General features: G+C 60.0%; 21 protein-coding genes. 11 read left to right on the top strand and 10 right to left on the bottom strand.

Annotated features, from left to right (window positions below):
- The 3 genes from GSQ93_RS28965 to prpB all read right to left on the bottom strand — a co-directional run.
- On the bottom strand, positions 1-239 hold a 239-nt coding region (locus GSQ93_RS28965), incomplete at its 3' end, for an MmgE/PrpD family protein (RefSeq protein WP_174254691.1).
- A 22-nt stretch (positions 240-261) separates the two neighbouring features.
- Entirely contained in the window at positions 262-1,434 is a 1,173-nt protein-coding gene (prpC, locus tag GSQ93_RS28960) for a 2-methylcitrate synthase (RefSeq protein WP_158939094.1), read from the bottom strand.
- A gap of 30 nt (positions 1,435-1,464) precedes the next feature.
- On the bottom strand, positions 1,465-2,358 hold the full coding sequence (prpB, locus tag GSQ93_RS28955; RefSeq protein WP_158939093.1) for a methylisocitrate lyase: 894 nt from the start codon (positions 2,356-2,358) through the stop codon (positions 1,465-1,467).
- A 171-nt stretch (positions 2,359-2,529) separates the two neighbouring features.
- Here prpB and prpR point away from each other — a divergent pair, with 171 nt between their 5' ends.
- Positions 2,530-4,422 carry a propionate catabolism operon regulatory protein PrpR gene (gene prpR / locus GSQ93_RS28950; protein WP_158939092.1) on the top strand — a complete coding sequence of 631 codons (1,893 nt, stop codon included), beginning with the start codon at positions 2,530-2,532 and terminating at the stop codon, positions 4,420-4,422.
- Positions 4,423-4,440: 18 nt separating this feature from the next.
- On the opposite strand, the gene GSQ93_RS28945 is transcribed toward prpR, so the two are convergent.
- From GSQ93_RS28945 to pcaH, 3 genes are all read right to left on the bottom strand, one after another.
- The gene (locus GSQ93_RS28945; RefSeq protein WP_158939091.1) at positions 4,441-4,746 is read right to left on the bottom strand and encodes a DUF2288 domain-containing protein; all 306 of its coding nucleotides are present in this window, start codon (positions 4,744-4,746) and stop codon (positions 4,441-4,443) included.
- 79 nt (positions 4,747-4,825) lie between these two features.
- On the bottom strand, positions 4,826-5,425 hold the full coding sequence (pcaG, locus tag GSQ93_RS28940) for a protocatechuate 3,4-dioxygenase subunit alpha (protein WP_158939090.1): 600 nt from the start codon (positions 5,423-5,425) through the stop codon (positions 4,826-4,828).
- A gap of 2 nt (positions 5,426-5,427) precedes the next feature.
- Positions 5,428-6,138, bottom strand: coding sequence for a protocatechuate 3,4-dioxygenase subunit beta (gene pcaH / locus GSQ93_RS28935; protein ID WP_158939089.1), 711 nt, complete (start codon positions 6,136-6,138; stop codon positions 5,428-5,430).
- Between the two features lie 100 nt (positions 6,139-6,238).
- Between pcaH and pcaQ the strand changes: the two genes are divergently transcribed.
- Complete coding sequence (gene pcaQ / locus GSQ93_RS28930) at positions 6,239-7,273, top strand: pca operon transcription factor PcaQ (protein WP_158939088.1); 1,035 nt, start codon at positions 6,239-6,241, stop codon at positions 7,271-7,273.
- A 319-nt stretch (positions 7,274-7,592) separates the two neighbouring features.
- Positions 7,593-7,961 carry a PleD family two-component system response regulator gene (locus GSQ93_RS28925; protein WP_158939087.1) on the top strand — a complete coding sequence of 123 codons (369 nt, stop codon included), beginning with the start codon at positions 7,593-7,595 and terminating at the stop codon, positions 7,959-7,961.
- A gap of 68 nt (positions 7,962-8,029) precedes the next feature.
- On the opposite strand, the gene GSQ93_RS28920 is transcribed toward GSQ93_RS28925, so the two are convergent.
- Positions 8,030-8,743: a 1-acyl-sn-glycerol-3-phosphate acyltransferase gene (locus GSQ93_RS28920; RefSeq protein ID WP_158939086.1), complete on the bottom strand. Its 714-nt coding sequence runs from the start codon at positions 8,741-8,743 to the stop codon at positions 8,030-8,032.
- Positions 8,744-8,971: 228 nt separating this feature from the next.
- Here GSQ93_RS28920 and GSQ93_RS28915 point away from each other — a divergent pair, with 228 nt between their 5' ends.
- Positions 8,972-10,174 carry an alpha/beta fold hydrolase gene (locus GSQ93_RS28915; protein ID WP_158939085.1) on the top strand — a complete coding sequence of 401 codons (1,203 nt, stop codon included), beginning with the start codon at positions 8,972-8,974 and terminating at the stop codon, positions 10,172-10,174.
- Here the strand turns inward: GSQ93_RS28915 and GSQ93_RS28910 are convergent.
- Positions 10,166-11,413 carry an EAL domain-containing protein gene (locus GSQ93_RS28910; RefSeq protein WP_158939084.1) on the bottom strand — a complete coding sequence of 416 codons (1,248 nt, stop codon included), beginning with the start codon at positions 11,411-11,413 and terminating at the stop codon, positions 10,166-10,168. The two genes, GSQ93_RS28915 and GSQ93_RS28910, sit on opposite strands and share 9 nt — an antisense overlap.
- Positions 11,413-11,619, bottom strand: a complete 207-nt coding sequence (locus GSQ93_RS28905; RefSeq protein WP_158939083.1) for a hypothetical protein — start codon at positions 11,617-11,619, stop codon at positions 11,413-11,415. Before GSQ93_RS28905 ends, GSQ93_RS28910 begins: the two co-directional genes overlap by 1 nt.
- Positions 11,620-11,936: 317 nt before the next feature.
- Between GSQ93_RS28905 and GSQ93_RS28900 the strand changes: the two genes are divergently transcribed.
- From GSQ93_RS28900 to GSQ93_RS28890, 3 genes are all read left to right on the top strand, one after another.
- Positions 11,937-12,359, top strand: coding sequence for a hypothetical protein (locus GSQ93_RS28900; RefSeq protein WP_158939082.1), 423 nt, complete (start codon positions 11,937-11,939; stop codon positions 12,357-12,359).
- Between the two features lie 618 nt (positions 12,360-12,977).
- The gene (locus tag GSQ93_RS28895; protein WP_254074114.1) at positions 12,978-13,862 is read left to right on the top strand and encodes a hypothetical protein; all 885 of its coding nucleotides are present in this window, start codon (positions 12,978-12,980) and stop codon (positions 13,860-13,862) included.
- Between the two features lie 121 nt (positions 13,863-13,983).
- A complete protein-coding gene (locus tag GSQ93_RS28890) occupies positions 13,984-16,953 on the top strand; it encodes an EAL domain-containing protein (protein WP_158939081.1) in 2,970 nt (989 codons plus the stop codon).
- 1,003 nt (positions 16,954-17,956) lie between these two features.
- On the opposite strand, the gene GSQ93_RS28885 is transcribed toward GSQ93_RS28890, so the two are convergent.
- Positions 17,957-18,166 (bottom strand): hypothetical protein, encoded by a 210-nt coding sequence (locus tag GSQ93_RS28885; protein ID WP_158939095.1) that lies wholly within the window; start codon positions 18,164-18,166, stop codon positions 17,957-17,959.
- Positions 18,167-18,509: 343 nt separating this feature from the next.
- Between GSQ93_RS28885 and GSQ93_RS28880 the strand changes: the two genes are divergently transcribed.
- The 4 genes from GSQ93_RS28880 to GSQ93_RS28865 all read left to right on the top strand — a co-directional run bounded on the left by GSQ93_RS28880 (position 18,510) and on the right by GSQ93_RS28865 (position 22,617).
- On the top strand, positions 18,510-19,505 hold the full coding sequence (locus GSQ93_RS28880; protein WP_158939080.1) for a sugar ABC transporter substrate-binding protein: 996 nt from the start codon (positions 18,510-18,512) through the stop codon (positions 19,503-19,505).
- 121 nt (positions 19,506-19,626) lie between these two features.
- Positions 19,627-20,613, top strand: coding sequence for an ABC transporter permease (locus GSQ93_RS28875; RefSeq protein ID WP_158939079.1), 987 nt, complete (start codon positions 19,627-19,629; stop codon positions 20,611-20,613).
- 12 nt (positions 20,614-20,625) lie between these two features.
- Positions 20,626-21,408 (top strand): ATP-binding cassette domain-containing protein, encoded by a 783-nt coding sequence (locus GSQ93_RS28870; RefSeq protein ID WP_158939078.1) that lies wholly within the window; start codon positions 20,626-20,628, stop codon positions 21,406-21,408.
- Between the two features lie 6 nt (positions 21,409-21,414).
- Positions 21,415-22,617, top strand: a complete 1,203-nt coding sequence (locus GSQ93_RS28865; RefSeq protein WP_158939077.1) for an ROK family transcriptional regulator — start codon at positions 21,415-21,417, stop codon at positions 22,615-22,617.
- Positions 22,618-22,796 lie beyond the last annotated feature (179 nt).

Here is a 22,796-nt window from a genome sequence, read left to right as displayed (position 1 = left end):
AAAGAGGTGCCGGGCACCTTGGCGCCGTTGGGGACAATCGTGCCGGGCACGATGGGTCCCATCAGCTTGGTGCAGGCAGGATAGGTCAGTGCTTCGAGTCCGCAACCGAGCGTATCGATCAGGCAGTTGCGCGCCGTGTCGAGCGCGAGCGTGCTGTCGACTTGAAAGTTGAGAACATAGTCGACAATATCGACTAATACTCGATCCGGCTCGGGCCGGACGTTTGAAATATGGCTCATATGCTTAGCAGGTCTCTGTAATTTATTTGCGTTTGTTCAGCGGCTCGAACTTCAAATCTTCGGGTCCGGTGTAATTTGCGCTCGGCCGGATGATCTTGTTATCGATACGTTGTTCAATGATGTGAGCGCTCCAGCCCGAGGTCCGCGAGATCACGAACAGCGGCGTGAACATGGCCGTGGGCACGCCCATCGCGTGATAGGAAACAGCGCTGAACCAGTCCAGGTTCGGGAACATCTTCTTCGCGTCCCACATGGTTGTTTCCAGGCGCTCGGCGATGTCGTAAAGCTTTGTGTCGCCGGCTTCCTTCGCCAGCTTCTTCGCGATTTCCTTGATCACCTTGTTGCGCGGATCGGAGATCGTGTACACCGGATGACCGAAACCGATCACGACTTCCTTCGCCTCCACGCGACGACGGATATCGGCTTCCGCTTCGTCCGGGGTTTGATAGCGCGACTGGATATCGAACGCGGCTTCATTCGCGCCGCCATGCTTCGGGCCGCGCAATGCGCCAATGCCGCCGGTGATGGCCGAGTACATGTCCGAGCCCGTGCCGGCGATTACGCGGCAAGTGAACGTTGATGCGTTGAATTCGTGCTCGGCATACAGGATCAACGATGCATGCATGGCATCGACCCATGACTTCGACGGCGGTACACCATGCAGCAAATGCAGGAAATGCCCCCCGATGGAATCGTCATCGGTCTCGGTTTCAATGCGCCGGCCGTTATGCGAATAGTGGTACCAGTACAGCAGGATCGAGCCAAGCGAGGCCATCAGGCGGTCGGCAATATCCTTCGCGCCGGAGATGCTGTGGTCGTCCTTCTCGGGCAACACGGTGCCAAGCACGGAGACGCCAGTGCGCATCACATCCATCGGGTGGGCGGACGCGGGAATCCATTCCAGCGCGGCTTTCAGGTTCGCGGGCAAGCCACGCAAACCCTTGAGCTTGGCCTTGTAGGTCTTGAGTTCAGCGACTGTCGGCAGCTTGCCATGCACGAGCAGATACGCGATCTCCTCGAACTCGGACGTCCCGGCAATATCCAGGATGTCGTAGCCCCGATAATGCAAGTCATTGCCCGTCTTGCCGACGGTGCATAGCGCGGTGTTTCCCGCCGTCACGCCCGACAGCGCGACCGATTTTTTCGGTTTGAAGCCGCCGGTGGCGGGTGCTTCTTTCGCTAACGTATCGCTCATTTGTGTCCGTCTCCTGATAGGGTTGACGCGTTACTTCGTCTGCTTGAACAGGGCGTCGAGCTTGTCTTCGAAATCGTGATAACCAATGCTCGTGTACAGTTCCTCGCGCGTCTGCATGGTGTCGAGTACGTTGCTTTGCGTGCCGTCAGTGCGGATCGCGCGATACACATTTTCTGCCGCCTTGTTCATCGCGCGGAACGCGGAGAGCGGGTACAGCACGATCGATACATCGACACTGCGCAGTTCTTCAACCGTGAACAGCGGCGTCGATCCGAACTCCGTGATGTTCGCAAGGACCGGCACCTTCACGGCATCGACGAATTGCTTGTACATCTTCAGGTCCGTCATGGCTTCCGGGAAAATCATGTCGGCACCGGCTTCGACGCAAGCACGCGCCCGTTCAATCGCGGCTTCCAAACCTTCCACCGCCAACGCATCCGTACGCGCCATCACGACAAAATTTTCATCGGTGCGGGCGTCGACTGCGGCCTTCACGCGATCGGCCATTTCCTGCTGCGAGACGATCGCTTTGCCCGGCCGATGACCACAACGCTTGGCACCCACCTGATCCTCGATATGCATCGCGCCCGCACCCGCCTTGATCAGCGACTTCACCGTGCGCGCAATGTTGAAGGCGCTCGGACCGAAGCCCGTATCGACATCGACCATTAGCGGCAGATCGCAGACATCGGTGATGCGGCGAACGTCGGTCAGGACGTCGTCGAGTGTGGAAATGCCCAGGTCGGGCAAGCCCAGCGAACCCGCGGACACGCCGCCGCCGGACAGGTAGATTGCCTTGAAGCCGGCATGTTTGGCGAGCAGCGCGTGATTCGCATTGATCGCGCCGACAAGTTGCAGGGGCTTTTCGGCCGCGACCGCAGCGCGAAATTTCGCGCCGGCGCTGAGTGTTGCAGTTGAGTTCATTGATGTGTCTCCGTTGATTAACCGATATAGGGCAAGTTGCCTGCCAGAAACCCAAGGTTTTGATTTCTAAGAGATTAGACCTTCTTCATAGCTCCTCGATGTTTCATTAATGAAATCGTGAATTGCAAAGATGGCGTTAAACTTCGAAATCCCTCGTTCAGCGATCAAGCCATGAATCCTCCTCCACGCATCTGGGCAGTCGGTATCAGCAAACTGCGCGACCTGTATCGCGACATCGCGGCGGAGTACGACGGGATTGCCGATCTGCGCATCGTGCCGCTGGGGTATGAGGACGCCGTGCAGGAGGTCGAGAACGCGGGCGATGCGCGTCCAGACGTGGTTGTTTCGGCGGGATCGAACGGGAGCTACCTGAAGGCGCGGATCAGCGTGCCGGTTGTACTCGTGAACCCGACCGGTTTCGACGTGATGCATGCGCTGGCCCGGGCGCGTCGTGAGGGCGACTCGGTCGGGCTCGTGATGCACGGCGAAACGCCGTCCGAGCTCAAGCGGTTTTTCCGGGCCTTCGGCGCGGCGGTGGAGTGCGCTTCGTATCTGTCGGCGGAAGACGCGGAGGCTTGCGTGCTCGACCTCCGCGACCGGGGTGTGGAGGCTATCGTCGGGCCGGGGCTGGTGACGGAACTGGCCGAGAAGGCTGGCATGAAGTCGGTGTTTTTATACTCGCGCGCGTCTGTTCAAGGCGCATTCGAAACCGCGCTGGAAGTCGCACGCGCCACACTGGGGGAAACGCAGCGGCGCCGGCGGCTGGATCAGGTCCTGCAGCATCTGCGTGACGGTGTGATCGCGCTGACCGCCGATGGCCGGATAGAAGCGCTGAGCGGCAAGATGGCCGACATGCTGCGGCTCGCACCGTCGCAAGCGGTCGGCAAGCGGCTGAGCGATCTCGCGCCGGAGGTTTTCAGCGCGGTGCCGAAGGAGCCGGGCGAATCGCTGGAGACGGTACGCGGGGCGAGTTATGTGGTGCATCGGAGTGCATGGGGTGATGCATCGGCATCGGCGGCTTCCGGTTCCATCATCACCTTCCAGGAGTCGGTGGCGTTGCAGCGCATGGACCGCTCCGTGCGAACGCGGCAACGTTCGCCGCAACTGGTGGCGCGGTATCGGATCGAGGATCTGAGCGGGACGAGTGAAGCGATAGAGCAAGTGCGGCAACGCGCCCGGCGTTATGCGCGTTCGGACGCCACCGTGCTGATCCGGGGCGAAAGCGGTACCGGTAAGGAACTGGTTGCGCAGGGCATCCACACCGAGAGCGCGCGACGCGAATTCGCGTTCGTCGCGCTCAATTGCGGCGCGTTCCCCGAGACGTTGCTGGAAAGCGAATTGTTCGGTTACGAAGAAGGCGCATTCACCGGCGCGCGACGCGGGGGGAAGGCGGGGCTGATCGAGTCGGCGCATCGCGGCACGCTTTTTCTCGATGAAATCGGCGAGATGCCGATGCCCTTGCAAAGCCGTTTGCTGCGCGTGTTGCAGGAGCGTGAGGTCGTGCGTTTGGGGTCTACGGAACCGCTGCAAGTCGATGTGCGCGTGGTCGCCGCGACGCATCGCGGGCTGAGCGAGCGCGTGCAAGCAGGGGAGTTTCGGGCTGATCTTTTTTATCGGCTGAACATTTTGAATCTTGCTTTGCCGCCGCTGCGTGAGCGGTCGTCGGATATTGCCGGATTGGCAGCGCGGTTGTTGTGGCAGACGGGGCGCGTTCGGTCGGTCGATGCTGCGCACGGAGTGCTTGAACCGGCGATGCCGCTGCTAGCAGCGTATCGATGGCCCGGGAACGTGCGCGAATTGCAGAACGTGATTGAGCGGATTTCGGTGGAGCTGGACGAGGCGCCGGGGATGCGAGTCACGCCTGAATTGCTAAGGTCGATCGCGCCGGAGCTTCAGGAAGACGAAACCGCTTCGGGTCCGGAAACACTGAAGCAGCGCAGCCGCAAGGTCGAAGCCGACGAGATTCGCGCGATGCTGGATTCGTGCGAGGGGAATCGCGAGAAGGTCGCTCAGGCGCTGGGCATCAGCAAGACTACGCTTTGGCGGAAGCTATCGGGGAGGTGAAGGGCCTTCAGCGAACCCTCACCCGCGCTCCTGCACGCAAACCCACGGCGACACCACCACAGCCCACAACTCGGGATTTCGCGCAGCAAAATCCTCCGCCACCGGAGGCTCGACGCGTTCGACCAACCCGGCCGACAACCACTCGGTGACCTGCTTCGTATCATCACTGGCGACGGCTTCGGCCACACTCACCAGATCGATATCGCGCGCCACTTTCAGCAACACGCCGCGCGCGAAAAACCGCTGTAATTCAGACCATTCGATCTGCGCGGTTTCGGCGAAAAGTTTGAGATATAAGGGACTGGCGGACTGAGCGTCTTTCATAGGGGAATCACAGGCAAGTTCGAGCGTCCGACATCATAAACCATCGCGCCGGACGCTTTGCCTGACTACCAGCAACCGCTCAAAGATCGAAGAAAACCGTTTCCTTCGGTCCTTGCAGATGAATATCGAAACGGTAAATCGTGTTCGACGTGCCCGCTTCGCGCTTGGCGATCAGCGTGCCGCGCCGCTCGGCAGGAACCAGCGCCAGGACGTCATCGCGTGCGTTGGCCTCGGCTTCATCGTCGAAATAAATGCGCGTATAGGCGTGCAGCAACATGCCGCGCATCAACACGATCACATTGACGTGTGGCGCCGAATCACCCCCCGTGCTGCCCGGCTTAACCGTGTCCACGACGAAGCGGAACTCCGGGTCCGTCCCCGTGCCCACCCGTGCAAAACCGCGGAAACCCGACTTGCGCGCCTCTGTTAGCGTGCTCACATAGCGGCCGGTGGAATCGGCCTGAGCCATTTCGATCACGGCGTCGCCTACCACTTTCTCTTCGCCGTCGAACACCTGCCCCACGATGCTGATGTGCTGCCCCGCCGATTCCCGATCCGCGATCGACGGCGTGAACAAGCTTTTCAGGTCGAAGTTGTATTGCTCGGGACACAGGCCATAAGCGAAATACGGTCCGACTGTTTGCGACGGCGTCTGTCTGTAAGTTATATGAGCGGTCATGTTCAAGCCTCCGTCGGGGTCTGGTTCGCGCCACGCAGCACGATGTCGAACTCATAACCGAGCGCATACCCTTCCTCGGTCGTATCGATGGAAAAGCGCGAGATCAACCGGTTGCGCGCATGTTCCGGCGTGCCCTGGAAGATCGGATCGAGGTCGAGCAGCGGGTCGCCGGGGAAATACATCTGCGTGACAAGACGCGAGCCGAAGTAGTCGCCGAACAGCGAGAAGTGGATGTGATTGGGACGCCAGGCGTTCGAATGATTGCCCCACGGGTACGCGCCCGGCTTGATCGTGAGAAAGCGATACCGCCCTTCGTTGTCCGTCAGGCAACGGCCGGCGCCCAGGAAATTCGGGTCGAGCGGAGCTGCGTGCTGATCGGCTTTGTGAACGTAACGCCCGGCCGCGTTCGCCTGCCAGATCTCAACCAGCGTATTGCGTACCGGCCGGCCGCTTTCGTCGAGCACGCGGCCCGTCACGATAATGCGTTCGCCCAGCGGCTCGCCATTCTTCGCGGCGTTGCGCGTGAGGTCGTGATCGAGCTTGCCGAGGTCGTCGGCACCGTACACTGGCACGCGCCGGTCTCTCAGGTTCTCTTTTAGCGGGATCAGCGGGCGCGACGGGCTGCGCAGCACGGAGGATTTGTAGCCCGGATGGCAATAAGGCGGGTGGGAATCCCAGTCGCGCGGCGTCAGGATGAGGGAGGGGGCAGTCATTTTTTTCTGTCTCCGACTTTTAAATTGTGAATCAACACTTTATCGAAGCAATGAAGTTATGGAAAATGACGTTTTATGCATTCAGACATAACTGATCGTCATGGATACCGACCCCGAATCGTCCGCCGCCCCCATCCCCGCGGGTGCGCCGAACAAGGCGAACAAGCTGGATAAGCCCGTCACGCCCCTCGCCAACCTGACCAGCGGCCGGATCAAGTTCCGGCATCTGCAATGCTTCCTGGCGGTGACGCAGTTCGGCAGCGTGCAGCGCGCCGCCGACAGCCTCTCGATCACGCAACCGGCGGTATCGAAGACGATCGGCGAGCTGGAATCCATTTTGGGCGTCAGGCTGTTCGAACGGGGCCGCCGAGGCGCCGCGCCCACGCGCGAGGGCAGACTGTTTGCGCCGCACGCAGCAGCCTGCGTAGGGGCCTTGCGCGAGGGCGTGGATGAGTTGTCGCGGCATGGCGTCGAGATGCCCGGCACAGTTGCATTGGGCGTCTTGCCGACAGTTGCCCCCGCGTTGCTGCCGCCCACGCTTGCCGCGTTTCGGGCGCACTGGCCGGACGTCTCCGTACGGGTCTGGACCGGGTCGAACTCGCAGTTGCTCGAACGCCTGAAATCCGCCGATACCGACCTGGTCATCGGCCGGCTGTCCGAACCAGAAGGCATGGTCGGGATGACCTTCGAGCAGTTGTACCGGGAGCCGTTGAAGGTCGTGGTGCGCAGCGATCATCCACTCGTGCACGAGAGCAATATCACGGCGTCGGTGCTTGCCCGCTTTCCAGTGGTCGTGCCGCCATTTGGGACGTTGATCCGCCAGTCCGCTGAAAGCGTGTTGACGGCGTTCGGCGCGCAGGCGCTGAGTTCGCTGATCGAAACCTTGTCGGTGTCGCTTGGGCGCGCTCTTGCATTGCACAATGACGCGGTATGGTTTGTCCCGTCGAGCGTAGTGGAACACGACATCGAATTGAAGCTGCTTGCCCGCTTGCCAATGCCCTTCGCGAGCGCCGATGAACCCATCGGCCTGATACTCCGACATGACCGTGTGCGCACGCCTGCGCTCGACAGCCTGATCGATGCAATCCGGGAAGCGGGACGGCAGCGCGAGGTGGTTCGTATCGGTATGAAATAGCGTGTACAGGGCCTTGCCGCAGGCACTTGTTACCGCAAATGCGGGATGGGCAAAACCCCATTAGCATACGTGCGATAAAAGCTATATAAGTGGGCCAGACGGTAGCCACGCAGCATTCAAGGCATGTGCAATGCTGCCGCGCAAAACAGGCTCGAAAGCAGATTCGAAGCGGACCATGCGAGCAACGCGTGAGCGTCGTACACAAACAAACTTACTGTAAGCAAGCGCAACAGGATTTGCGTGCAACCAAAGTTCGTTCTGTACTGTCTGACTTCGCGACTCTTCCATCACCGGGACATCCATCAAAGCCGCCAGCAAGATGAAAACCGTACTGCTCGTCGACGACGACCCCGCCACCCTCGAAGCCTGGACCCTGTGCATGCAGTCGGCAGAATGCACGGTGCTGTCCGCGTTCGACGGCAACGGTGCGCTCGCTTTATTGGGCGAGCACAGCGTGGATATCGTGGTGTCTGACTGGATGATGCCGGGACTCGGCGGTGCGCTGTTGTGCCAGACGATGAAGACCAACTCGGCCCTCGCACACATTCCCTTCCTGATGATCTCGGGCCATCCGCACCCGCCGGCTTTCGTTCACTACGACGGTTATTTACAAAAGCCCGTCGAGACGGAAGCGTTGTTGTCGGCGGTGGACCGGTTGTGCGCTGCGAAGCGCCGCCGGCCGTTCTGATCCCGCGCACTGCGGTTTTATTTACCCGGGCGTGACCGCGCTACCGCGCGCGCGTAGCCGCGTGCAACTCAGGCGAGCCGCGCCATTTCCTTTTCCATCCGGTCTTGCGCCATCCGGTTCAACTCTTGCGGCACCACGCAATCGGCGGGCAACGGCGGCAGCACGATCACGCGGATATGTCCGGGCTGATCGGGCCAGCCTTTTGCCGGCCAGTATTTGCCGGCGTTATGCACGACCGGCACGGCGGGCACTTGTGTGGAACACGCAAGCCTCACGCCGCCCGATGCCAGCTTGAGCGGGGCATCGTGCGCCACTCGCGTGCCTTCGGGAAAGATCACCACCACGTCGCCCAGTGCGAGTTTTTCCGCGCATTCACGCGTGACGGCCTGATGCGCCTGACGTGGCGAACCGCGATCCAGGCTAACCATGTCCAGGCCCTTCAGCACCCAGCCGAAGAACGGGATGCGTTTGAGGTCGCTCTTGAAGACGAAACTGATGCGGCGCGGAAACAGCGCCATGAACGCGAGCGTTTCCCAAGTCGACTCGTGTCGGCACAGCATGATGAACGGCTCATTGGGCAGGTTCTCCAGCCCTTCGACCGAACACGATACGCCCGTGATCACGCGCATCATCTTGACCATGGCGCGGCACCATTGTTTGGCGAGCCAATAACGGCCGCTGCGGCCGACGAACGGAAACAGAGGCAGAATCAGGATCGACCATACCGTACCGCTGCCAAGCAGGTAGGTTGCGAATAGCCACTTGACGAAGGTTCGATGCATTAAGAAATGGATGGTGGTAAAAATGGGGCGAAAGGGCTGCGGCGGGTTGCAAAGCGTCTTGGGGTACGGTGACCGGCCCGACGTTTGAGTCCGGCGTGCGAAACCCGAAGGATAGCGTGTGCGGCGGCGCATGTCCCAAATCCGATCCCGGGCGCACCTCTGAGTGTCCCCATGCTGCCCGCCCAATGACAGTCAGAGAGACCGCGGTCTCTCTTTAACGGAGTTGCAATGACGGACGAAGCAAAGAGCGAAGTGAAGGGCGAATTGACGAATGACGCATCGGGTAAGCCAGCCGCCGAGGTGGCGCCGGCGTACGAGGACGGTCTGCTGGATGTCGGCGATGGCCACGCCGTGTACTGGCGTGCGCAAGGACCGAAGGACGCCCCCGTGATGCTGCTTGTCCACGGCGGCCCTGGTGGCGCCATGAATCTCAAGTGGGCGGATGTGCTCGATGCGTCCAAGTGGCGCATGGTTTTCTTCGATCAACGCGGCTGCGGCAAATCCACGCCGTTCGGGAAACTGGAGCACAACGGCACGAATGATCTTATCGGCGATATGGAGAAGCTGCGGGTCGCGCTCGGCATCGAGCAGTGGGCGCTGTTCGGCGGTTCGTGGGGCACGACGCTCGCGCTCAGCTACGGCGTGACGCATCCCGAACGCTGTCTCGGCTTTTTGCTGCGCGGGATTTTCCTCGCGCGCAAGGAGGATATCGACTGGTTCCTGTGGGACGTGCAGCGCGTGTTTCCGGATGCGCACCGGGCGTTCCTGGATGCCATCGAGACCGCGAGCGGCCAGCGTCCGCGCAATGCCGCCGAGATCCTGACTCTCACCGGCGCGCCGCTCGCCCGTTTCGATGACGCCGGCATCAAGCTCGCCCGTGCATGGTCGGGCTTCGAGGCGACGTTATCAGTGGTGAATAAGCCTGCGCCGAAGAAGGGTGCTGACCCGGCGCAAAAGGACGAATCGAAAGGCGACGAATCGAAGGGCGAGGCTTCGGTCATAGCGGCTCAAACCGATGCCGCGCAAACTACCGCCACGCTGCCTGAAGCGTCCCAGGCTGATGCTGCTCAAGCTGAGCCGGCCGCCCCCGAAGCAACCCGCGAGGCCAACGCCGCGGCGATCTCGATGTCGTTGCTGGAGCATCACTACATGGCGCACGAGTTGCCGCCGGAGCCGTTGTTGCCGCGTATTGGCACGATTGCTCATCTGCCATGCGTGCTCGTGCACGGCCGCTTCGACATGGTGTGCCCAGCAGATCAGGTGCAGGCCCTTGCTGACGTGTGGCCGGGCGCGCAGCTGTCTATCGTCGATGCCGCCGGCCACTGGACCTTTGAGCCCGGCAACGTCACCGCGTTGAAAGCCGGCGGCGAGTATCTGGCGCGCACGCTGGCCGCGAAGCCAGCGTCAAGCCCGACCCCAACCCTAGGCTGAAGGCGGCAGCAACCCGGCCGCCGACGAGGCGAGACGCTCCCAGTCGAGATCCACGCCGAACACGAGCGGGTCGCCGCGATAGTTGATGTAGATGGAGAGCGTCACGCAGAGCCCGGTGCCAGTCGCCGATAAATACGGAGCACTCACCATCAGCCGCTGCGGATGGGCGAGGGCATCGACGAAATACGGCCGGTTGTCCCAACGGCCGATCGACGGTTTGCTCAGCGGCGTGAGGCGCGGAGCGATCGGCGCGGTGCCGGCGCCTTCGATCATCGGAATACATTCGCGACCGCCCTGGTCGAGGAAAAAGCAACTCGCCGTGCACGGCAGCGCCTTCAAATCTTCGCAGGCCCGCTCCGGCACCGCGCCGGACAACATGCGCTCGGCGGCCTCCGCAAAGCGCGTCCGATACGGCATCAGCAACAAGTCGATGCCAAGCTCGCGGGTCTGGCGAGTGTGGGCGAGGGTATCGAAGACGGTTTCGATTTGCTGCGTCGCGGCTTCCTCGGGCGAGGCCCCGGGACCGGGCTGGCCAAACAGGAACCCCTGCACGAAGTCCACGCCCGAGCGCGCCGCCAGCAGCAAGTCCTCCTCGGTCTCGATCCCTTCGGCAACCACCAGCATGCCGGCCTCGTGCAACAGGCTCACCAGCTTCGGCATGACCGACTCGCGCAAGTCCGGCTGATGCGCATGAATCAGGCTGCGATCCAGTTTCACGATGTCCGGCCGCAAGGTCAGCAACCGGTCCAGATTCGAGTGCCCGGCACCGAAGTCATCCACAGCCACCAGAAAGCCTTGCGACCGGAACGCCTGGGTGGCGTGGGCGAACGCGCAGCCGTCGTTGCCGCCGGATTCCAGCAGCTCGATCACGATTTCTTCCGGCCGCACGCCCGATTCACGCGCGATGTCGGCGAGTTGCCGCGCGTAGCCAGGAGCGATGAAACTTGCCGGCGTCACGTTCAGGAATAGCCAGGTCCGGCCGGGCAACCATCTGGCGGCGTTGTGCAAATGAGTGACATGACTCAGGCGGTCGAGTAGGCCGGTCGAGCTCTCCACAATCGCCTTTGCGAACAGTTCGAACGGTGCCAGCAAACCGCCCGTCGATGCAACCCCGCGCAACAGCGCCTCGTAACCCACCTGGCGCTGATGGGGCAAGCTATAGATCGGCTGGAAATGCGAGCAGAGCATGATGCCGTCGAACGCGGCTTGCGGCGGAGGTTCCCCGAGCGCGCGCCGCATCAGAACGCTGCTGCCTGGAGACGGATGTGACCGGTTGGCGCGGCCATGCCGGCTAGTGATACGCGTCCCGCGACGAATAGCGAAAACGCGCGCAGGATGAACGGCATGAACCGTGCGGGCAACCATGTCAGCCCCGCCGTGCAGTGACGGCGAACCTGCCCGGTCAGATTGGCTGCACAAATGCGAGCCAGGAACAGTTCGAACATGATGTTGGTCTGCGCGTGTGAATAGAACGATATAGAACGATACGACGAGTGAAACGGGCTCAGTAACGCTTGAGGCCGGACAACATCTTATCGGATCAAATAGCGGCTGACTTGAGCGTCAAGCCAACATGTCATGCGATGGCCGGACGCCGACAGCTTTGATGGGCGGGCGTTTGCGGCATGCTAAAAATTCCGGAGAAGTCCTGCCGGACGGTAAATTTGGGACAGGAATGGTACGATCGCGCCGTGCAAGCCGGCGGGCGATGCTCGTCGAATAGTGAATCAAGAATAGTGAATCAAGTTACGGAGGCGTCCCGATGGCCCAACAGAAAACCAACCCGAAGCTGGAGCAGGCGCTGACGCGCGGCGACCTCGCAATTCGCCAGGCCAACTCCGGCCGCGCAACGGCCGTGTTGCGCGCGCTTGGCAAGATGATTGTGGAGGCTTCGGCAACTATCGGCGTGGAAGCGTTTGTCGTGATTCATGACGGCGACAAGATCTACGATCCCGCTGACGGCATGTGGCCGCAACAACTCCTGGTGTCGCTCGATGGCCCGGTGGAAGACACGGATCCGGACGAACTGCGCACCGTGACCTTGATGGCCGACACGCCCGCCACCGTGTTTCGATGCGAATGGCAACGCGCGGACGGCAAGATCGGCCGTCAGGAAGGACGCCCGCTCGCCATGGTGGCGTTCATCACCGACGTGGATATTCCCTGGCTCGACGATGAAGACTGAGGTCGGCACTAGCCTTTATGCTGGAAAAACCGGCGGATGCGCCTTGCATCCGCTGTCCCCAAGCTTCTTCCCTCCGGTTCTTCCCCTCTTCACTCGGCAAAATAGTTCGTTGAGTCGCGCTCCAGGCGGAATTCTCTTCCGATTTCCAATTTTTAGAAGTGCAACCACGCAACGCCGTTGATTTGCTTCTGGCTTGCACCCGTAAAATTCCATATTGTGTGAAGGGCTTATGTGCGGTAACCGATATTCGTCGGTTTAATAGGTTGACCTCGCAGGAAATCGGTTCATTTCCCGCCTATCCAGCTGCTTTGCATTCTCGCTATTGATCCTCGATATAAAGTCAGCGATAAAAAATCCGTTATATAAGCATGAGCGCACCACTGGCGAAAAAGCGGGATAGCATAGGAAAAAAGATGGCTTCCGAATTTCTATCCCATTGTTAATGCACAAAGAATTCCGCTTCGCGTGATCGACGAAAAGTTACACGCGGGAAATTTTTCATGATACGAAATGGGAAGAGATGATTTGAGCCGGCAGACACGAAAAGCACCCAAAATCCAGATTTTTTTGAAGTTTTTATAAAGATTTATTTGTTAGCGCGCACCCCATCAATTGCCTTTGGGCGAGACTAAAACCGTCGCGAGAGTCGTTTGCATCAAATCAAACGCTCCGCGGCGTCCTCCTTCTCGCCAAAATGGGGTAGCACAAATGGAACAGCTTAATAAAGCAGGTCAAAGTAGTGTTTTTCGCAACGAACATGTTGAACGCGGTGAGCGTGCAGAGAGACTTGAACTAGCGGCAGTGCAAGCGCTAAAAAAGCCCGAGTCCATGCCGTTCACCATTCGCATCGTCTCGGCGGATCACGATCTTCAGAAAGCGGTACAGATTCGACGCGTCGCCTATGGCCGTCATTTGCCGGCTTTTGCAGAGAAAATGGCAGTTGAAAGGTGTGATCGCGACCCGGGTACGGCGGTTCTGCTGGCTGAATCGAAACTCGATGGCGCGCCGCTGGGTACCATGCGCATTCAAACCAACGAATATGCGCCGCTCGGTGTGCAGGGATCGGTCGAATTGCCGATCTGGTTAAGAACGGGCCGTCTGGCGGAAGCCACTCGCCTTGGCGTAGCCGGCGGAACCATTGGCCGCGTGGTAAAAATGATGCTGTTCAAGTCATTGTTTTTATACTGTGAGCAGCATCAGATCGATTGGACGGTGATTACCGCGCGTTCGCCGCTGGATCGCGAATATGAAGCAATGTTGTTCGAGGATGTTTTCGGCTACCGGCAATTCATTCCGATGGCGCATGTCGGCAATCTGCCGCATCGGGTTCTGGCAGGCGAAGTGGGTGTGGCGCGTCAACGCTGGGAGGAAGCGAAGCACCCGCTATTTCAGTTCGTGTTTCAAACGCATCACCCGGATATCGATTTGCGGACGGCAGATTTATCTTTCGAGCGAGAAACGGTAGGATGCCCGGAAGCTCCGCAGGTTGCTTATGGCAGGTAATAAACAATAAAACAATAACCCGGTCGTACGTTGGCGCGGGACACACGAGGCGATGGCGAGCTATGACCGGCCGCCGTCGCCCGCGCGGCGTGGGTTAGTGCAACCAGGGGAAACACCAGGTATGGCGTCGGTTGCTTTATTTTCGCGATCAAAGTACAGGCGCGCTGGATCGTTCATGGATCGGCTGCTGTACACCTTCTCCGTCTTCGTCGTTCCGGCGCTGATCGCGGTGGGTACGATCGCAACCTTGCTGTGGGCGCCGCACCAGTTCGAATCGCACGGAGCCGTTCCGCTCCAGTTGCACGTCATTCGCGACACTAGCGGCACGCTGGACCCCGCCGGCGCCTTGAAGGAACTCGGGCACCAGGCCGGGGTAGGCCGTTTCAGCACGCAACTGGCTGAAACGCCGGTCTGGTTTTCATTCGACGTTCCCAACATGAGTCAGGAGCAGACCACGTACGTGGAACTGCCGTCGCGTCACGCGCAGACGCTCGCTTGCTGGATAGCCTCCACGCTGCAGCCGCTCGGCACAGCGAACCGCCAGAGCACAACCAACGAAATTACCGCCGTCAAGGCGGGTTTCTCCATTCATCTCGGTCATCTCGCGCAATCGGTTGGAATCGTGTGCCGTGGCACATTCTCCGGCCCGGCACAGATCACCGCGCTTGCTTGGGACGGCCAAAGTCTGCGCACATCGGCGCTCGATTTTCAGGAAAGCTCCGGCATGATCGGAGGCGGCCTGCTGACGCTCGCCGTATTCGTGTTCGTCACTGCGCTGATCAACCGCGAGTGGACGTACGTGATCTTCGCCATGTGGCTGGTCGGCAATCTCCGGCTATGCGCGAACGCGATGGGATGGGACATGCAGTGGACGGGGCGCTCGATCCCGTCGGACTTTCTGCAGCCGCTGCGTCAATTCACCTTCGCTGCGTACTATCTGCTGACGGGCGCGCTTTTCAGCCAGTTGTTCCGTCGTGAACTGAAAGTGGTGGGGTATCGATGGCTGCTTGCGCTTGGGCAATACATCGGCATTGCCTTGCTGGTGTGCTCTGTGATTCTTCCCTATTCGCGCTTCATTCCGGCGCTTTGGATGCTCGGCGGGATTGGCATCGGCGTGCTGATCTTTTTGCTCGCGCGGATTGTCTGGCTTGCCCGCTCGCGCACGGTGCTCTGGTACGTCGGGTCGCTCGCGATCGTGTTGTTCGCCACCTTTTCCGATGTGCTTGCCGCGGCGTTCAGCATCAAATCGCTCTCGGGCGGCGTGAGCACGGTGATGGCGGCGTTGTCGTCGAGCATGATGGCCGCCTTCGCAATCGCCGAGCAGATGCGCGCCGAACGCGAGCATCGGCGGCAGGCGCAAACGGAACTGCGCAATACCTATGACGTGACGCCCATTGGCCTCTTCACGCTCGACAGCGCGGGTCACTTCGTGCGCGCGAATCCCGCGTTGCAATCCATGCTCTCGCTGCAAAAAGCCGAATACAAAGTGCGTCACTGGAACGACTATTTCGAATCCGGTGCCTGGGGGGCTTTGCAGGCGCTGGCATCGAAAGGAAGTGAAGGCGAACTGGAGATGGGCGGCGCGGCATCGCGAGGCAATGGCGAGCGCCGGTTCCTGCTCAAGGCGACGCGTTCGAACGGCTGGATCGAAGGCTCGCTGCAGGATGTGACCGAGCGTTCGAAAGCCATCGAACGACTGAGGTTCCTGGCTGAACACGATCCGCTCACAGGCTCGCTCAACCGGCGCGGCGTGGAAAAGGCGATAGCGGCACAGAGCGAAGAAGGGTCGCCCTGGGCGCTCGCGTACGTGGATCTCGACCGCTTCAAGCTCGTCAACGACCTGTTCGGTCATCGTGCCGGCGACGAGGTCCTGAAGCAGGTTGCCACCCGCACGCGGGCGTTGTTTGCAGCCGGGTTTCCGTTCGGGCGGATTGGCGGTGACGAGTTCGTCTGCGTGATGAGCGGTATGTCGATAGACGAAGCGATCGATTGTTGTCATCACCTGATCAGTGCGTTGAGCGATGCGCCGTATCAGGTCGGCAACCGTGCGTTCCAGGTGAAGGCATCGGTGGGACTGGTGGAGTGCTCGCACGGTGTGCGGGTGCAGGATGCGCTCTCGCATGCCGACCGTGCGTGCCGTGAGGCCAAGAAGAGTTCGAATGCGCGGATGGTGACGTATCGAAAGGGCGCGGCGGCGTTCGAGGAGCGGGCAGAGGAATTGAAGCTGGTTGAAACGCTGGGGCGCAATCGATTGCCTCCCGGCCTGTTCCTTGTGATGCAGCCGATCATGTCGTTGTCTGCGCCCACGGAGTCGCTTAATTTCGAGGTGCTGCTGCGTATGCGCGCGCCCGACGGGGCCACGCTGCCCGCCGGCAAGGTGATTGTGGCGGCGGAGGAATCCGGCAACATTGCGGCTATCGATAAATGGGTGATTGCCACACTGCTTGAGTGGATCGAGAAAAATCAGGCGTCGCTCACGAATACGCGTTTTATTTGCGTCAATCTCAGTGGTGGTTCACTGAATGACGAGCAGTTCATGGAAGACGTCTTTGCGTTGTTCGCGCGCTTCCGGCATATCGTGCCTTATCTTTGTCTTGAGATTACCGAGAGCGTTGCGTTGCATGATCTCGGCAATACACAACGGTTTATTGCGCGGGTTCATGAGATGGGCGGCAAGATCGCACTTGATGATTTCGGTGCGGGGTATACATCGTTTAAATATCTCAAGGATCTTTCCGCCGATGCACTCAAGATTGACGGCGAGTTTATTCGGACGATGTGCGCGCATCCAGCTGATATAGCCATAGTCGAAGCGATTGTCGCGCTTGCTCGCAATCTTGGAATGCGAAGCGTGGCTGAGTGGGTTGAAGATGTGGATACGTTACGCGCATTGAAGGAAATAGGCGTGGACTACGTACAGGGATATCTTATTGCCAAGCCGCAAGAAAGCGGCGCAATTCTGGCGGCTTCGTCGGCGGCGAGTTTTGTGAAGGATTTAGACGTGCTGCAGTTTATCGATAGTATTGTCGTGCAGGATAAGACGTTGGCGTTTACGTTTGATGTGGCGGCGGTGAAGGCTGGGTTGCACTGAGAGGGGAATGGGGGGGTGTTGGATTTCGGGGTTAGCGGTCGGAGTCAATGCCGGGGTGCTGCTTTCGGTGTTAGTGGTCGGAGTCAATGCCGGGGTGGTGCTTTCAGTGTTAGCGGTCGGAGTTTATGCCGGGTTGCTCCTTTCAGTGTTAGTGGTCTGCGAGAGTCGGATTTTCTCTTTATCACTGTTAGCCACTGTGCGTGGCGGCACGTCATTTCTTTGTCCAAAGCGACAAAGAAACGAAGCAAAGAAAACGCTTTCACCGCTCTACCCTAAGTGTCCACAGCGTGCAGTTTTCATTCATGGGTGCCCCAAAAGCACGGTGCTCGCCAGAGCGGAGGATGTGTGAAACCCTCCTTCTCCGAATACAGGTTCTGACACGCTTCGCCACCACTGATTGAACCTGCCCAAGGTTCACCCCGCGCTATCCGCGTGAACCATCCGCCGAATTTGTATGCATTCCTGATCACATCGCCAACCGAGCTCGAAACGAGGCCGGAGAATGAGCGAGGTTCTGACCGACGAATAACCGTCCCGCTCCAAGAGGCGAAGTTGTAAATGTGTGCCGGCCATGTCGCCCAAGTAGGTTGCAGCGCAGACTACACAACCAACCAACAAAAAAGTGAGCCGCAGAGGCGCGTGGGCCGTGCGGGTTTCTCGGCACTGGTGCTTGCCCGAGAGCACGGGTGGCGAAGCGTGTCTATGTCAGGATTCGCGAGAAGGAGGGGTTCAAACATCGGTCGCTCTGGCGAGCACCGTGCTTTTGGGGCACCCATGAATAGAAACTGCACGCTGTGGACACTTAGGGTAGCGTGTTTTAAAAGCGCTTTCTTTGCTTCGTTTCTTTGTCGCTTTGGACAAAGAAATGACGTGCCGCCACGCACAGTGGCTAACAGTGATAAAGAGAAAATCCGACTCTCGCAGACCACCACCGCCGAAAGCACCAACCCCCACCCCAACCCCCGCCAGAACCCAAACCCCCGCCCGGCGCGAGCGACCCCTTTCAGGCTGCTTTCATCCCGTTCAGAATCTTTGTCGCGGCAATCGGAATGCGCGTGTCGTCCCACTGCGCGAGCCATTGCACTTCCTTCGTCGTAAAAAACCCAGGCTGATTACGCAATGCAAACTGCAGCGAATCCACAATGTGATCGCGGATGATCTGGGGCGAATCTTCGTCGGTGACGATCGCGTGAAGGGCTTCGAGTGCGCTCATGGTGCGGGTGACCAAGATAATGGGTTGGCAAAAATGCTGGTAAACCATAACCCGATAAAAAGCCGGAAAACAATTCAATTCAACGCTTTTTTCAGCCGTTTTCAGCCTCTCAGTGTTTTTACGTAGACGCGACGCAACAATCGCTGGTTGTACAGCCCCCATTGATGTTCAAAGCGATTTAATCGGCATCATGCTGCGCCGCACCGTTTGGGTTGCGCTTCATTTTCTTGACTTGTCCACCGGTCGCTGCTGTACTAAATAAAGTCAATTGATTTAGTCGGCGAACGCGTCCGGTGCGCCTCCTCTCGAAGCCGCGGGCGAATAAAAACCTATGGAGTGAGACATGAAAAATCTTCGGCGTGCTGTCGCACGTGCGTCCTTCTTCGGACTTGCAGTTGCGTCGCTGGTAAGTTCAGGCGCGGCAATGGCGGCTGACCAGATCGCGATCGGGCTGATTACCAAGACCGATACCAATCCGTTCTTCGTCAAGATGAAACAGGGCGCCGAAGAAGCCGCCGCGAAAGGCGGGGTCAAACTGATCACCGCAGCCGGCAAGTTCGACGGTGACAACGCCACTCAGGTGACCGCGGTCGAGAACATGATGACGGCCGGTGTGAAAGCCATCCTCATCACGCCGAGCGATACCAAGGCCATTGTTCCTACGCTCAAGAAAGCGCGCGCGGCGGGCATTCTCGTGATCGCGCTCGACACGCCGACCGATCCGCAAGATGCCACCGACGCGCTCTTCGCCACCGATAACTTCAAGGCCGGCGTGCTGATCGGCGAATACGCAAAAGCCGCGTTCGCCGGCAAACCAGCGAAGATCGCTACGCTCGACCTCGCGCCCGGCGTGACCGTCGGCGTCTTGCGTCATAACGGCTTCCTGCAGGGCTTCGGCGTGAAAGAGGGCGACCCATCGGTCGTGTGCAGCCAGGACACCCGCGGGGACCAGTCGAAGGGCCAGACAGCGATGGAAAACTGCCTGCAGAAGGAGCCGGGCATCAACCTCGTTTATACGATCAACGAACCCGCGGCGGCCGGTGCGTATCGCGCGCTCAAAGCAGCGGGCAAGGACAAGGACGTGATGATCGTGTCCATCGACGGCGGCTGTGAAGGCGTGCGCAACGTGAAAGCCGGCAGCTTCGCCGCCACGTCGCAGCAATACCCGCTCGTGATGGCAGCGCAAGGCGTGCAGGCGGGGATCGAATACGCGAAGACGGGAAAGAAGGCGACCGGCTATCACGACACCGGCGTCACGCTCATCAGCGATAAACCCGTGTCCGGCGTCGCGGCCAAGGACACGAAGTTCGGCCTGGATAACTGCTGGGGCAACAAGTAAGCCGTCGCGCCGCATTTGAACCCGCGTTCGAACCCGCGGCCCGGACCTGAGCCTCAAGGCATTTCAAGTCCGGGTCGCGCGAGCGGCGCATTTTTTCGATGTTGCTGTCGAGGTCCCCGTCATGACGCAATCCACCTCTCCCACGGCCGGCCGCGCGACGTTCTCCGATCGTCTGCCATCGCTTGCCGATATCGGTCCGCTAGCGGCGCTCGTGATCGCGTGCGCTTTCTTCATCTGGCAAAGCAACCGGTTTTTATCGATACAAAATCTCTCGCTTATCCTTCAGCAGACCATGGTCGTGGCGGTGATCGCGATCGGCCAGACGCTGATTGTGCTGACCGGCGGAATTGATTTGTCGTGCGGCATGTTGATGGCATTCGGTTCTATTGTGATGACGAAGTTCGCCGTCACGTTGGGCGTGCCGCCCGTGCTTGCCATCATCTGTGGCGTGGCGGCAAGCACATTGTTCGGATTGCTTAACGGTACGCTCATCACCAAGATCAAGCTGCCCGCGTTTATCGTCACGCTGGGGACGCTGAACATAGCGTTCGCGCTGACGCAGGTGTACTCGAATGCCGAGAGCATCTCGAACCTGCCGGACGCCATGATGTTCTTTGGCAACACCTTCCATCTCGGCGGCGCGGAGGTCACGTATGGCACCGTGCTGACCTTGTTGATGTACCTCGTGGTGTGGTTCGTATTGCGCGATACCGTGCCCGGCCGCCATCTCTACGCACTCGGTAACAATGCCGAAGCTGCGCGGCTGATGGGACTTTCGTCGCAGAAAATCTTGATTACCGTGTACACGCTTGCGGGATTTTTCTATGGCATTGCCGCGCTGTTGTCGGTGGCCCGAACCGGTGTAGGTGATCCACAGGCGGGCCAGACCGAGAACCTGGATAGCATCACGGCCGTCGTGCTCGGTGGCACCAGTCTGTTCGGCGGACGCGGCACGATTGTCGGGACCTTGCTGGGCGCGTTGATTGTCGGCGTGTTCCGCAATGGCCTGACGCTGATTGGGGTGTCGTCGGTTTATCAGATTCTGATCACCGGCATCCTGGTGATTCTCGCGGTTGCCGCCGATAAACTCGCGCGTCCCCGCGCCTGAGGAGCCAAGCTCATGAACGACACAATCAAACCCGTTCTGGAAGCCCGCGGCGTCATCAAGCGCTACGGCTCAGTGACCGCACTCGACGGGGTCGATTTCGAACTGCTGCCCGGCGAGATCATGGCGGTCATCGGCGACAACGGGGCAGGCAAATCGTCGCTGATCAAAGCACTCTCCGGCGCGCTCGTTCCCGATGAAGGCGAGATCCTGCTGGACGGAAATCCCGTGCATTTTCGCAGTCCGCTCGATGCGCGCTCGCAAGGCATTGAAACCGTCTATCAGGACCTGGCAGTCGCGCCGGCAATGAGCATTGCGGAGAACCTTTTTCTCGGGCGCGAGTTGCGGCGTCCCGGCATCCTCGGCTCCGTGTTCATGATGATCGACAAGCGGCGGATGTTGCAGGAAGCCATCGCGCATATGGAAGGTTTGCAGATCGGCATTCGTTCGATGAAGCAGGCAGTCGAAACACTTTCCGGCGGTCAGCGCCAGGGCGTGGCGGTGGCGCGCAGCGCGGCGTTCGCGCGGCATGTGGTCATCCTTGATGAACCCACCGCCGCGCTCGGCGTGAAGGAATCGAACATGGTGCTGGAGTTGATCCGGCGCGTGCGCGATCGTGGACTGCCCGTGATTCTCATTAGCCACAACATGCCGCATGTGTTCGAGATCGCCGACCGCATTCATATCCAGCGGCTCGGGCGGCGAGCGGCGCTGGTCAATACGAAAGACATCCATATGTCGGAAGCTGTGGCCATCATGACCGGCGCGAAGCAGGCAGACGTGCAGGCGATCGCCTGATCCGCCATGACGCCTTCAGTATCCGCAAGCACGGCAACGCCGAAGCCGGCCGGCATGCGGCAGATGAACGAGCGCATCGTGCTTCAGGCGGTGCGTGTTCATGGTCCGTTACCGAAGTCTGAGATCGCGCGCCTGACGCATCTAAGTACGCAGACGACGTCGCTGATCGTGGACCGTCTGATAGACGACGGCTTGCTTGCCCGGGAGGCACGGACGCGCGTGCAGGGACGCATGGGTCAGCCGTCGGTGCCGATCTCGCTGCGCGCGGACGGGGCGTTTTCCATCGGCGTGAAAGTGGGGCGGCGAAGTCTCGATGTGCTGACCATGGACTTCGCGGGCCAGGTGCACGCGCGCGATGTCATCGAGTACGCGTATCCCGACCCGCGTACGGTGTTCGCTTTGCTCAGCGAGAAGATCGACCAGATGATGGTCGCGCTCGGCGATGACGCCGCGAAGGTGGTTGGAATAGGTGTGGCGGCGCCGTTATGGCTTGGCGGCTGGCGCAATTTCTTCGATACCCCGCCGGACGTTTTCGCGGCGTGGAACGAGATCGATATCAGCGCGCGGGTCCAGGCGCTGACCACGTTGCCGGTAGAGTTTGCGAAGGACACGACCGCTGCCTGCGCCGCTGAATTGCTGATGGGACAAGGGCGCGGTTTGAGCGACTTTCTTTACGTGTTTATCGGCACGTTCATTGGTGGCGGCTTGGTCATCGACGGGCGGCTTCATGCCGGGCCGAAGGGGAATGCCGGCGCTATCGGGTCGTTTCCGCTGATGAGCGAAGGCACGCCTCAGTTACTCAATGTGGCGTCGGTGTATGTGCTGGAAAAGCGCTTCACCGATGCCGGTTTTCCCGCCGCCGCCGCTCACGATCAACGTGCTTTGTCGGCGCAGTTGTGGCCACTGTGCGAGGCATGGCTCGATGCCGCTTGCCCGGCGCTCGCCACGGCCATTGCAACGGCGGCGGCGCTGGTCGATGTCGATGCGATCGTGATTGATGGGGAGTTGGATCGTCAGTTGTTGCGGGAAGTTTTAAGCCGGACCAATACCGCGCTCGATGCCTTCGACTGGCAGGGGATGGTGCGGCCCAAGCTGGTGGAAGGGGAGATTGGCGCCGATGCCCGCGCGATGGGCGGTGCAATTCTGCCGTTGTACGCGCATTTTGCGCCCCGGCATGTGCTGTTCTTGAAGTCGGGGTTGAATGCGTAATGGGCGGGTGGTTTTTTTTTGCTCGCGCCGGTGGACGGGGGCACGCGGTTGTAGGTTAGTGGTTGGGGTTGATGTTGGGGTGGTGCTTTCGGCGGTGGTGGTCTGCGAGAGTCGGATTTTCTCTTTATCACTGTTAGCCACTGCGCGTGGCGGCGCGTCATTTCTTTGTCCAAAGCGAC

Source organism: Burkholderia sp. S171 (genome assembly GCF_009766085.1).
Classification (GTDB): domain Bacteria; phylum Pseudomonadota; class Gammaproteobacteria; order Burkholderiales; family Burkholderiaceae; genus Caballeronia.
The sequence above is the reverse complement of the archived record's forward strand: the minus strand, read 5'-3'. Positions and strand labels throughout refer to the sequence as shown.